This window comes from Streptomyces sp. Y20, from assembly GCF_043195475.1.
GTDB lineage: Bacteria > Actinomycetota > Actinomycetes > Streptomycetales > Streptomycetaceae > Streptomyces.
In genome coordinates this window covers 372,598-384,080 of record NZ_JBIDDP010000008.1, presented here as the reverse complement: position 1 = coordinate 384,080, position 11,483 = coordinate 372,598, and the positions used below count along the sequence as shown (strand labels likewise).

Here is an 11,483-nt window from a genome sequence, read left to right as displayed (position 1 = left end):
CGAGCACCGCGGAGTTCACCGCGTACGTGGAGAAGAAGGCCCCGGACAAGGACTTCGGCGAGATCTGGAAGGACTGGCTGTACGGCGACGGCAAGCCGCGCCACCCCTGAGAGCACGGCACCGGCGGCGCCCGCCCGGCAAGGGCGGCGCCACCGGTCCCGGCGGACGCGCGGAGGGCGTCAGACGTTCACGCCGAAGTCCTGGGCGATGCCCACCAGGCCCGAGGCGTAACCCTGGCCCACCGCGCGGAACTTCCACTCCGCGCCGTTGCGGTACAGCTCGCCGAAGACCATGGCCGTCTCGGTGGCCGCGTCCTCCGAGAGGTCGTAGCGCGCGATCTCGGCGCCGCCGGCCTGGTTGACGATGCGGATGTAGGCGTTGCGGACCTGGCCGAAGTTCTGGCCGCGGTTCTCCGCGTCGTAGATGGAGACCGGGAAGACGATCTTGTCGATGTCGGCCGGGAGCGCGGCCAGGTTGACGTTGATCGCCTCGTCGTCGCCGGCGCCCTCGCCCGTGCGGTTGTCGCCCGTGTGGACGATGGAGCTGTCCGGGGTCTGCTTGTTGTTGAAGAAGACGAAGTGGGCGTCCGAGTAGACCTTGCCCTCTCCGTTGACCGCGATCGCGGAGGCGTCCAGGTCGAAGTCCGTGCCGGTGGTGGTGCGGACGTCCCAGCCGAGGCCCACGGTGACGGCCGTCAGGCCCGGAGCCTCCTTGGTGAGCGAGACGTTGCCACCCTTGGACAGGCTTACAGCCATGTTGGGAGTCCCTTCCCTAGTTACCCGTGCATACCTGCACATCTGTGCCGACGAAGCTACCGTCACCCGGAACAACGTCGAGGGGTGTCCCGGTGGTTCCGGATCGCTTTACCTTTTTTACCGAACCGGAAATCCAGGTGACGTGCACCCTGCGGGACCGGGAACATGGCATACATGTCCGGGCCCTACCTCATCCGCGGCTCGGTCTCGCTTCCCGAGGCCGAGCTGACGTGGCGTTTCTCCAGGTCCTCCGGGCCCGGCGGGCAGCACGTCAACACCACCGACTCGCAAGTGGAGCTGCGCTTCGACCTCGCCGGCACCGAGGCGCTGCCGGACGTGTGGAAGGAGCGGGCACTCGAGCGGCTCGCCGGCCGCCTCGTCGACGGGGTGCTGTCCGTACGGGCGTCCGAGCACCGCTCGCAGTGGCGCAACCGCGAGACCGCCGCCGTACGCCTGGCCGCCCTCCTCGCCGAGGCCACCGCGCCGCCGCCGAAGCCCCGCAGGGCGACGCGCATACCGCGCGGCATCAACGAACGCCGGCTGCGGGAGAAGAAGCAGCGCGCTCAGACCAAGCGCGGACGCACGGGCCGGGACTGGGGTTGACCGGGCGGGCCCCCTCCTGCCGTCCCGACGCCACCGCTGGCGTCACAGTGCCAGGACGCCCACCGTCTGGTCTCCGCTCGTCTCGCCGGTCTTCGCGAAACCCAGGCGGAGATAGAAGTCCTCGGGACCCGTCGGGCCGGGGTGCCAGGTGACGTGGAGTTCCCTGCCGCCGCGGCGGCGGATCTCCGCGGCCACCGCGTCGACGGCGAAACGGCCGTACCCGCGGCCCTGGGCGTCCGCCGCGATGTTCAGCCGCCACAGCCCGGAGCGGTGCACGCTGCCGTCGCCGTGCCAGTCGATGCCGAAGAAGGCCATCAGGAAGCCGACCGCGCGGTCGCCGTCGACGATCAGGCGGGGCCAGGCGACACCGGCGGGATGGACGTACGCCTCGGCGAGGGAGGTGACGACGGGGCGGACGGCGTGTTCCTGCCCGGGGTGGACGCGGATACCCACGGCGGTGTCGAAGTTCTCCGGTGTCACTTCCTCAAGACGCGGTGTCATCTCCGCATCCTAGGCATTCCCTTTTCCCCGGGGCCACGGAATTCGGCGGCGGCGGAATACCCGGCTCAATCCAGTTGCCGGTACCGGCCGCGGAAGTACAGCAGCGGGCCGCCCTCCGCGCTGGGCACCCGGGCGGTGAGGACCCGGCCGACGACCAGCGTGTGGTCCCCGGCGGCCACCCGCTGCTCGGTACGGCACTCCAGGGTGGCCAGCGCGCCCCCGGCCAGCGGGGCGCCGGTGACCTCGCCGCGGACGTACGGGATGTCCTCGAAGAGCAGCCGGTCGCTGATGCGGCCCTTCATGGCGAAGCGGCCCGCGATGTGCCGCTGGCTCTCGGTGAGGACCGACACCGCCCACAGCGGCTGCTCGGCGAGCAGGTCGTCCATGCGGGAGCCCTCGCGCAGGCTGACCAGGACCAGTGGCGGGTCGAGGGAGACCGACATGAAGGCGGTGGCGGTCATGCCGACGTCCTCCATGCCCGGCGCGTCGGGGTCGTCGGGGTCGAGCGGCGGTTCCTGCGCGGTGACCAGCACTACGCCTGCGGCCAGCCGGGACATCGCGGCCCGGAACTCGTCGTTGCTCACCCCCTCAGCATGCCCGGGAGGCAGGGGGGTGATGGGGGAGGGAGTCTTCAGCACGCCGGAAACGCTAATGGCCCCGCCGCGCCGGGCGCATCGGCCCTCCGCCCTAGCCGGGTCCTAGGACCAGCGGCGCATGCGGGCGTACACCGGCCGTGTACCGGCCGTGCACGCCGCGTGCACGGGTCGTGCATGATGGGAGCGCGACCGCACACTCCGTGTTCGGGATACGCACGGGAGAAACGCAGAAACTCCACCTCAATTGTTCACGTTCTTCTGTGACTTGAGTCACAGGAGGCAGTAATTGTTGACCCTGTGTACCGAGTGGGCAGCGCGCTGTGATTCAGTGGCGGAGAGCCGTACGAGTACACGTCGGAGACAACGCGAAAGCCATCGTAAGGAAGCGCCGAAGACAAACCCTTGATTCGCTGCGAGGTCTCGGGGGGAGGGCGAGCATGGAGGCCGAGTCGGAGCCGTACGTCCGTCTTGCGTCCCTGCGGCAGCTGCACCAGGTCATGGCCGACATGAACACGGCACGCAGCCTGGCGGACACGTTGCAGACCGTCGCGGACGGTGTCGTGGACGCCCTGGGATACGAGATGGCGGCCGTCAACCTGGTGCGCCCCGACGGGGATCTCGTCGTCGCCGCCTTCGCCGGGAACTCCGCCGCCGAGGCCCTGATCACCGGCCGGGCCGGCTCGCGGGACTCCTGGGACCGGCGGCTGGGCATGGGCGAACGCTGGGGCGACCTCGTGTTCATACCGCACACCGAGGGCTGGGTCCTCGACGACGACGACGTCCCCCAGTGGTACACCGACGGACCCGCGCCGCGCTTCGAGGACGAGTGGCACCCCTCCGACCGGCTCTTCGCGCCCATGTACACCCCGGGCGTGCAGGGCGGCTCCTGCGGCGACCTGCTCGGGGTCATATCCGTCGACCGCCCGCGCAACGGCCGCCGTCCCGGCGCCTGGGGCCGCGAGGCGTTGCAGATGTACGCCTTCCAGGCCGCCATCGCGATCAGCAACGCGCGCCTGCGGGCCAACATGCAGCGCGCCCTGGTCCGCCTGGAGCGCGATCAGCAGGCCCTGCGCGCCAGCGAGGAATCCTTCCGTCAGGCCTTCGAGTACGCCCCCTCGGGCATGGCCATCGCCGAGATGGGCGGCGATCAGCACGGCCGCATCCTGCGCACCAACGACGCCCTGTGCCGGCTGCTGGGCCGGCCCGCCTCCGCGATGCGCCGCTACTCCTTCGCCGACCTCGTCCACCCCGAGGACATCGGCACCCTGCTGCGCACCTCCGCCGAGGGCGGGCGGGCGGAGCTGCGGCTCGGCCGGCGGGACGGCACGTACGTGTGGGTGTCCCTGCGCAACAGCGTCGTCGCGGACGCCGCCGACGGCCCCCGCTTCCTGCTCAGCCACGTCGAGGACATAGAGGAACGCAAGCGGCGCGAGCTCCAGCTCGCCCACCGCGCCTCCCACGACTCGCTGACCGGCCTGCCGAACTCCGCCGAGCTGCGCTCGCGCCTGGCGGCCCGGCTCTGCCGGCGGCCCGCGCAGCCCGGCGCCCTGGAGTCCCTGGACGCGGCCTACGGCCACCCCGCCTTCGACGCGCCGGCCGGGCACGGCTTCGACTTCGCGCCGGGTACGGAGGCGTACGACGCCTACGACCACCATGTGCACACCGCCGCCCCCGAGGAGGGCCGCGACGACGGCACCAAGGGCCTCGCGGTCCTGTTCTGCGACCTCGACGGCTTCAAATCGATCAACGACCGCTTCGGGCACAACGCGGGTGACGCGGTCCTCATCGAGGTGGCCCGGCGGCTGAGCAACGGCGTCCGGGACGGTGACACGGTCGCCCGGCTCGGCGGCGACGAGTTCGTGATCCTCGCCGACGGCCTCGGCCGGGCCGACGCCCAGGACCTCGCCGTACGGCTGCGCAACGAGATCATCCAGCCGATCCGCGCCGAGGGCCGGGCGGTCCGGGTGGGCGCGAGCTTCGGCATCGGCTGGGCGCACTGCGGCATGACGGCGGACGAGGTGCTGAAATCCGCTGACGAGCGGATGTACGTAGAGAAACGATCTCGTCCCAAACAGCATCGCCGCGCCGGATGACCCGCAGGTCAGCGGCTTGACGCGGTCCGGGTCACCTGTTTGGGCGAGTGAGAGCGGGTAGGCTCGCCATTCCGAACCCTTACCGCATACGCCCGCACCTGTTGAGGAGTACCCAAGGGATGACGCCCGGCGACAACGGCGCGAGCCCGCCCGAGGACGACGACCCGTTCGGCTACCTGTACGCAGACGGCCAGGCCCGGGGAGCCCAGCCGCCCTCCGGCGGCGGTTACGGCTATCCGAACTCGGTCAGCAGGGTCCGCGCGGTCGGCGAGCGTACCTACGGCCAGCAGGTGTCGTACGGCCAGCCGCCGCAGGCCGCGTACGGCCAGGGCGCACCGCAGCAGGGTCCCCACGGTCAGCCGAGCGCCCACTACCAGGCCCCCGAGACGCTGCCCGGCGGCGTGCCGGCCGGCCGCCCGCAGGCGCCCACGTCCGGCCGGCGCGGTCCGAACACCAAGGGTCTGCTGATCGGCGCGGTCGCGGTGGTCGCCGCGGTCGTCATCGGCATCGGCATCGCGATGATCAACGGCCACACGGACGACGACAAGTCCGGCAACCAGGCGGGAACCTCCCCGACCCAGCCGCAGACGCACTCCCCGAGCCCGACGGGCAGCGGCAAGCCGACGGCGGGCGAGCTGCCGAAGGTGGACGGCGCCGACAAGAGCCTCCAGCTGGCCGGCGGCGCCGCCGGAGCCTCGGACGTCTCCGGGGCACGGTCTTCGGACGGCAGCTACGTGGGCGGGCTCAACCAGGTCGGCGCCTCGGTGACCTGGACGGTCAGCGGCATTCCCGAGGACGGTCCGTACACCCTCTTCGTGAACTACAGCGCCACCGGCGAGGACCAGGCCATGACGGTCACCGTCAACGGCAAGCCCTTCGGCGGCAAACTGGGCCTGAAGAACTGGCGCGGGGCCGCCGACGGTGCCTTCGACAAGGGCTGGACCAAGTCCTACGTGTGGCCGACCCTCCAGAAGGGGTCCAACACCATCGCCGTCTCCTGCCAGCCGGGTGACAAGTGCAACGTCCTGATCGACCAGATGTGGATCAAGAAGGGCCGGGTCACGAGCTGATCCGGCCCCGCCGGGCGCCGCGCCGCTCCGCTCAGGCCGCGCTGAACTCTCCTGTCACCGCCACCCGTCGCAGCAGTTCCGCGTAGAGCGTGGGGTCGTGGTCGCCCGCTGTCGGTGCTTGGACCGTCGCCGTCGCGAGGGCTACCGCCCGGGTCAGGCGGGCCGGCCAGGGGAGGCCCTCCACCAGGCCCGAGAGCAGGCCGGCCACCGCCGCGTCGCCCGCGCCGGTGGGGTTGCCGGGGACGCGGGCCGGCGGGGCGGCGCGCCAGCGGCCCTCGGGGGTGACGGCGAGCAGGCCGTCCGCGCCGAGGGAGGCCACGACCGCGCCGGCCCCCCGTCTGCGGGCGTCCTGGGTGGCGCGGGACGGCTCGTGGGAGCCGGTGAGTTCCGCCAGTTCGTCGGCGTTGGGCTTGATGAGGTCCGGGCGCGCGGCGACCCCGCGGCGCAGCGGTTCGCCGCTCGTGTCCAGCAGGACGGGCACGCCCGCGGCGCGCGCCGCCCGTACGAGCGTCGCGTACGCCCCCACCGGCACCCCCGGCGGCAGGCTGCCGCACAGTGCCACCGCCGCCGCGCCGGCCAGCAGCTCCTCGTAGCGGTCCAGGAAGGTGCCCCACTCGGCCGGGGCGATCTGCGGGCCGGGTTCGTTGAGCTGCGTGGTGTCGCCGGACCGCTCGTCCACGACCGCGACGGTGCGCCGGGTCGCCCCGGCGACCGGGACCAGCGCGTCCACCGGCCCGGGCGTGCCCGCCAGCCGCTCGCGCAGCACCTGTCCGGTGGGGCCGCCCGCGAACCCGGTGACCGTCACCTCGTGCCCGAGCGCGGCCAGGACCCGGGCCACGTTCACGCCCTTGCCGCCGGGCCGCTCGACGACCTCCGAGACCCGGTGCGAGGTGTGCGGGCGCAGCGACGGCACGCGGTAGGTGAGGTCGAGTGCGGTGTTGAGTGTGACCGTGAGGATCACCCGGGCCGACCTCCCTCGAAGTCCCTGTGCCTGCCATCGGTTTCCGGGGTCACGATCATGCCAAAGAGACGGCGTCCGGCCCAGTGCGCGGGCGCCGGCCGTCTTCCCGACGGGGTTGCGGATCAGGGCAGTTGGGGAGCTACCACCCATTCGCCGCGGCGCATGACGCCCTTCACGCGGAAGTCGGCGTCCAGCAGGACCAGGTCGGCGTCCTTGCCGGGCTCCAGGGAACCGATGCGGTCGGAGAGGCCGAGCAGTCGGGCCGGGTTGGCCGACAGGGCGGTGACGGCGTCCTCCACCGGCAGCCGGTCGACGGTGACCGCCCGCCGGAACGCGCGGTCCAGGGTGAGGGTGGAGCCGGCGATCGAGCCGCCGTGCACGAGCCGGGCCACGCCGTCGCTGACCTCGACCTCCATGGGGCCGAGCATGTAGCGGCCGTCGCCGATGCCGGCCGCGTCCATGGCGTCGGTGATGAACGCGACCCGGTCGGCGCCGGCGTGCCGGAAGGCCAGCTCCAGCGCGGCGGGGTGCAGGTGCGTCCCGTCGTTGATCAGCTCCACCGTGACCCGCTCGTCCTCCAGCAGGGCGGCGATGGGGCCGGGGGTGCGGTGGTTCAGGCCGGGCATGGCGTTGAAGAGGTGGGTGGCGACCGTGGCCCCCGCGTCGATGGCCTCGACCGTCTGCTCGTAGCTGGCGTCCGTGTGGCCGATCGCCGCGATCACCCCGTGCTCGGCGAGCAGCCGTACGGAGTCGATGCCGCCCGGCAGCTCGGTGGCCAGGGTGACCATCTTGGCCCTGCCGCGCGCCGCGTCGATCAGTTTGCGGACGTCCGCCGGGTCCGGGTCGCGCAGCAGGTCCTCGGCGTGCGCGCCCTTGCGGCACGGCGCGATGAAGGGTCCCTCGAAGTGGATGCCGGCGATCTCGCCCTGTTCGGCCAGTTCGCTGAGCAGGCCGGCCTGGCGGGCGAGCAGGTCCATCTCGTCGGTGACCATGGAGGCGACGAGGGTGGTGGTGCCGTGCCGCCGGTGGGTGCGGACGGCGGTGAGGATCTCCTCGGCGGTGCCGGAGAAGGCGGCGCCGCCGCCGCCGTGGTTGTGGATGTCGACGAAGCCGGGCACCAGCCAGTGGCCGCTGACGTCGATGACCCGCGCGCCGGCCGGGGCGGTGGCGGTGATGCGGGTGCCGTCCACGGCCAGTCGGCCGTCGCGCACGACTCCGGTGGGGAGCACCACGTGCGCGCCGGTGAGCACCTGCGGGTCCGCCGTGGCTGAGCGCGTCCCGCGGCCGGGCCGCGGATCCCCGCCGTCCCGCGTCCCTCGCGGGGCGCGGTCCGGGGCCGGAGTTTCCCGCTCGGTTGCCATCAGGTGCTTACCTCCGGAGTCGTGGGAGTGGTCGTCCTCAGCAGGTCCCGGGCGAGCAGGCCGGCGCCCAGGCAGCCGGCGCTGTCGCCGAGGGCGGCGGGGACGATGGTGGGCAGTTTTTGGAAGGTGACCCGTTGCCGGACGGCGTCCCGCAGCGGCTGGAACAACACTTCCCCCGCTTCGGCGAGCCCGCCACCGACGATCATGGTGCGGGGGTTCAGCAGGGTGAGCGCGGTGACCAGGCCGTCGGCGAGCGCGTCCACCGCCTCCTGCCAGACCCGGACGGCGTTCGGGTCGCCGGACACGACGGCCCGGGCGCAGTCCGCGGCGTCCGCGTCCGGGTTCCCGCAGGCGGCGGCCCATGCCGCGCTGACGGCGGACGCGGAGGCGTACCGCTCCAGGCAGCCGTACTGCCCGCAGGGGCAGGCGGCGCCCTGGGGCCGTACCCGGATGTGGCCGATCTCGCCGGCGAAACCGTCCGCGCCGGCCTCCACCCGGCCGTCGATGCCGATGGCGCCGGCGATCCCGGTGCCGAGCGGCACGAAGAGGAACCGGTCCGCGCCCCGGCCCGCACCGATGCGGCCCTCGGCGAGTCCGCCGGTGCGCACGTCGTGGCCGAGGGCGACGGGCATCCCGAGCCGCTCGGTGAGCAGGTGCCGCAGGGGTACGTCCTTCCAGCCGAGGTTGGCGGAGTAGACGGCGGTGCCCCGCGCGTCGTCGACGATGCCGGGGACGGCGATGCCGGCCGCGGCGGCCGGTGCGCCGTAGCGCTCGACGCCGTGGGCGCGCAGGTCGGCGGCGAAGGCGAGGATGCCCTCGATCACCGCCTCGGCACCGCGCTCGCGGCCGGTGGCGCGGCGGGCGCGGTGCAGCAGGGCGCCGTCGTCGCCGATGAGGGCGGCCTTCATCCCGGTACCGCCCACGTCGAGGGCGATGACATGTCTCACCACGGGCCCTAGTGTGACCCTCCCACCCGAGAAAGGTCTAGTCCACTCACGTGGTGTAGACCTTACGTGTCCATATATCGAACGGTCAGACAGCAGGAATGGGGCTCTGAGGGTGCGTCGGCGTACGGCAGGAACGATCGCGGTGGTGTCCGCACTGGGCATGACGGCGGTTCTCGGTGGCTGCGGGAGCACGGGCTCCTCCGACGTGACGCTCAGACTCGTCGCCGCCGACTACGGCGACTCCGCCGCCAACAGCTCCAAGAAGTACTGGGACGACCTGGCCCAGGAGTACGAGGCGCACCACTCCGGCGTGAAGGTCGAGGTCAGCGTCTACTCGTGGAACGACGTCGACCGCAAGGTCAAGGAGATGGTCGACGCCGGCCACGCCCCCGACCTCGCCCAGATCGGCGCCTACGCCGACTACGCCGCGGCCGGCAAGCTCTACCAGGTCTCCGACCTGCTCTCCATCCGCACCCAGGCCGACCTGCTCTCCCAGCTCTCCGACGCCGGCGAGTGGAAGCACACCCAGTACGGCATACCGTTCGCCGCCTCCACCCGGGTCCTCTTCTACAACAAGACCCTGTTCGCCCAGGCCGGCATCACCCCGCCCACCACCTGGGACCAGCTGGCCGCCGACGCCCGCGCGCTGAAGGCCAAGGGCGTGAAGTATCCCTACGCCCTGCCGCTCGGCCCCGAGGAGGCCCAGGCCGAGACCATGCAGTGGCTGCTCAGCGGCGGCAGCGGCTACACCGACGACGTCGGCACCTACACCCTCGACTCCGCGCAGAACATGCAGACGTTCGCCTGGCTCAAGGACGAGCTGGTCGGCAAGGACCTGACCGGCCCCGTCGCTCCGGGCAAGCTCAACCGCGCCGACGCCTTCGCCGCGTTCGCCGACGGCCAGGTCGGCATGCTCAACGGGCACCCCACGCTGATCCAGCAGGCCGGCCGCAAGGGCGTGAAGTTCGGCACGGTGCCGATGCCGGGCCGCACCGGCAAGGCCCGGGCCTCCATGGGCGTCGCCGACTGGATGATGGGCTTCCGGCAGAACGGGCACGCCGACCAGATCGGCGACTTCCTCGACTTCGTGTACAGCGAGAAGAACGTGCTCGCCTTCTCCCGCATGTACGGGCTGCTGCCGGTCACCGGCTCCGCCTCCACCGCCATGACCACGTCCGGCAAGGCCTCCGACAAGGTGCTGCGCCCCTTCCTGGACCAGTTGCCCACGTCCGAGCTGTACCCCGTCGGCAAGACCTCCTGGGCTTCGGTCAGCGCGGCCGTGAAGCAGAACATCGGGCAGGCCGTCGCCCCCGGCGGCAGCCCCTCCGGTGTCCTGACCCGCCTCCAGTCCGCGGCCACCGCGGCCGACAGCGGCACCGCCGGCTAGCCCGGCTGTCGGTGCCCGGCGCTACGGTGGCTCCCATGGAACTGGGCAGCCGCGAGAAGGCCATCCTCGCGCTGGAGCGCCGGGCGTTCCCCGGGCCCGGCGCGAAGGAACGGGTGATCCGCGAGGAGCTGGATCTGTCCCCCGTCCGCTACTACCAGCTCCTCAACGCCCTCCTGGACGACGCCCGGGCCCTGGCCCACGACCCGGTCACCGTCAACCGGCTGCGCCGGATCCGGCAGACGCGGCGCGCCGAACGCTGAGGAGTGGACGGGCCTTGCGCGGATAGGGTCGCCGTATGGGCACCCATACGACGGACTCCCTGCACCCGCTGCCGCTCCCGGCCACCCAGGCCGGCCGGGACGGACTCGCCGCGCTGCTCGCCCGGCCCCGTGACGCCGTGATCGGGCTGGACTTCGACGGCACACTCGCCCCGATCGTCGCCGACCCCGAACAGGCCCGCGCCCACCCCGGGGCCGTGCCCGCGCTGGCGGCGCTCGCCCCCGAGGTGGCCTCCATCGCCGTGATCACCGGCCGGCCGCCCGAGGTGGCGGTCCGCTACGGCGGTTTCGCGGACGTCCCCGGCTTGGAGCACCTCACCGTCCTCGGCCACTACGGCGCCGAACGCTGGGAGGCGGCCACCGGCAAGGTCACCGCGCCGCCCCCGCACCCGGGCGTGGCCGCCGCCCGCGCCGAGCTGCCCGGCCTGCTGGAGCGCGCCGGCGCCGGGCAGGGCACATGGATCGAGGAGAAGGGCCGGGCGCTCGCGGTCCACACCCGGCGCGCCGCCGACCCGCAGGCCGCGTTCGAGGCCCTGCGCGGCCCCCTCGCCGGCCTCGCCACCCGGCACGGCCTGATCGTCGAACCCGGCCGCCTGGTCCTGGAGCTGCGCCCGCCGGGCATGGACAAGGGCGTGGCCCTCCTGGACCACGCCCGCGCCACCCGGGCCGGCTGCGTCGTCTACGCCGGCGACGACCTGGGCGACCTGCCCGCCTTCGCCGCGGTCGACGAACTCCGCGCCGCCGGCACGCCCGGCCTGCTGGTGTGCAGCGGCAGCACGGAGGTCACCGAACTGGCGGACCGCGCCGACCTGGTGGTGGCCGGCCCGGAAGGCGTCGTGGAACTCCTGCGGGCACTGGCGACCCAACTGCCCTGAAGCGCCGCCCGACCGAACAGCTCCCCAGGGCCCTCGGCTCCGCGGGGCCCTGGCTC

At 72.8% G+C, this 11,483-nt stretch carries 12 protein-coding genes; 6 read left to right on the top strand and 6 right to left on the bottom strand.

The window, feature by feature from the left end:
- Positions 1-179: 179 nt before the first annotated feature.
- A complete protein-coding gene (locus ACGFT1_RS22675) occupies positions 180-755 on the bottom strand; it encodes a TerD family protein (RefSeq protein ID WP_373910744.1) in 576 nt (191 codons plus the stop codon).
- 165 nt (positions 756-920) lie between these two features.
- Here ACGFT1_RS22675 and arfB point away from each other — a divergent pair, with 165 nt between their 5' ends.
- A complete protein-coding gene (arfB, locus tag ACGFT1_RS22670) occupies positions 921-1,358 on the top strand; it encodes an alternative ribosome rescue aminoacyl-tRNA hydrolase ArfB (protein ID WP_373910743.1) in 438 nt (145 codons plus the stop codon).
- 42 nt (positions 1,359-1,400) lie between these two features.
- On the opposite strand, the gene ACGFT1_RS22665 is transcribed toward arfB, so the two are convergent.
- Positions 1,401-1,859 carry a GNAT family N-acetyltransferase gene (locus tag ACGFT1_RS22665; protein WP_373910742.1) on the bottom strand — a complete coding sequence of 153 codons (459 nt, stop codon included), beginning with the start codon at positions 1,857-1,859 and terminating at the stop codon, positions 1,401-1,403.
- 65 nt (positions 1,860-1,924) lie between these two features.
- Positions 1,925-2,416 carry a flavin reductase family protein gene (locus ACGFT1_RS22660; protein ID WP_373910768.1) on the bottom strand — a complete coding sequence of 164 codons (492 nt, stop codon included), beginning with the start codon at positions 2,414-2,416 and terminating at the stop codon, positions 1,925-1,927.
- Between the two features lie 476 nt (positions 2,417-2,892).
- Here ACGFT1_RS22660 and cdgB point away from each other — a divergent pair, with 476 nt between their 5' ends.
- Complete coding sequence (cdgB, locus tag ACGFT1_RS22655; RefSeq protein WP_373910741.1) at positions 2,893-4,548, top strand: diguanylate cyclase CdgB; 1,656 nt, start codon at positions 2,893-2,895, stop codon at positions 4,546-4,548.
- 119 nt (positions 4,549-4,667) lie between these two features.
- On the top strand, positions 4,668-5,618 hold the full coding sequence (locus tag ACGFT1_RS22650; RefSeq protein WP_373910740.1) for a carbohydrate-binding protein: 951 nt from the start codon (positions 4,668-4,670) through the stop codon (positions 5,616-5,618).
- A 31-nt stretch (positions 5,619-5,649) separates the two neighbouring features.
- Here the strand turns inward: ACGFT1_RS22650 and ACGFT1_RS22645 are convergent, their stop codons facing one another.
- The 3 genes from ACGFT1_RS22645 to ACGFT1_RS22635 all read right to left on the bottom strand — a co-directional run bounded on the left by ACGFT1_RS22645 (position 5,650) and on the right by ACGFT1_RS22635 (position 8,887).
- Entirely contained in the window at positions 5,650-6,579 is a 930-nt protein-coding gene (locus ACGFT1_RS22645; protein ID WP_373910739.1) for a 1-phosphofructokinase family hexose kinase, read from the bottom strand.
- A 122-nt stretch (positions 6,580-6,701) separates the two neighbouring features.
- Positions 6,702-7,829 carry an N-acetylglucosamine-6-phosphate deacetylase gene (gene nagA / locus ACGFT1_RS22640; protein WP_373910767.1) on the bottom strand — a complete coding sequence of 376 codons (1,128 nt, stop codon included), beginning with the start codon at positions 7,827-7,829 and terminating at the stop codon, positions 6,702-6,704.
- Between the two features lie 110 nt (positions 7,830-7,939).
- Complete coding sequence (locus ACGFT1_RS22635; RefSeq protein ID WP_373910766.1) at positions 7,940-8,887, bottom strand: ROK family protein; 948 nt, start codon at positions 8,885-8,887, stop codon at positions 7,940-7,942.
- Positions 8,888-9,029: 142 nt separating this feature from the next.
- Here ACGFT1_RS22635 and ACGFT1_RS22630 point away from each other — a divergent pair, with 142 nt between their 5' ends.
- From ACGFT1_RS22630 to otsB, 3 genes are read left to right on the top strand one after another with little or no spacing between them, the layout of a single operon-like run.
- Complete coding sequence (locus ACGFT1_RS22630) at positions 9,030-10,274, top strand: extracellular solute-binding protein (protein WP_373910738.1); 1,245 nt, start codon at positions 9,030-9,032, stop codon at positions 10,272-10,274.
- 35 nt (positions 10,275-10,309) lie between these two features.
- Complete coding sequence (locus ACGFT1_RS22625) at positions 10,310-10,534, top strand: DUF3263 domain-containing protein (RefSeq protein ID WP_373910737.1); 225 nt, start codon at positions 10,310-10,312, stop codon at positions 10,532-10,534.
- 35 nt (positions 10,535-10,569) lie between these two features.
- The gene (otsB, locus tag ACGFT1_RS22620; RefSeq protein WP_373910736.1) at positions 10,570-11,427 is read left to right on the top strand and encodes a trehalose-phosphatase; all 858 of its coding nucleotides are present in this window, start codon (positions 10,570-10,572) and stop codon (positions 11,425-11,427) included.
- Positions 11,428-11,483 lie beyond the last annotated feature (56 nt).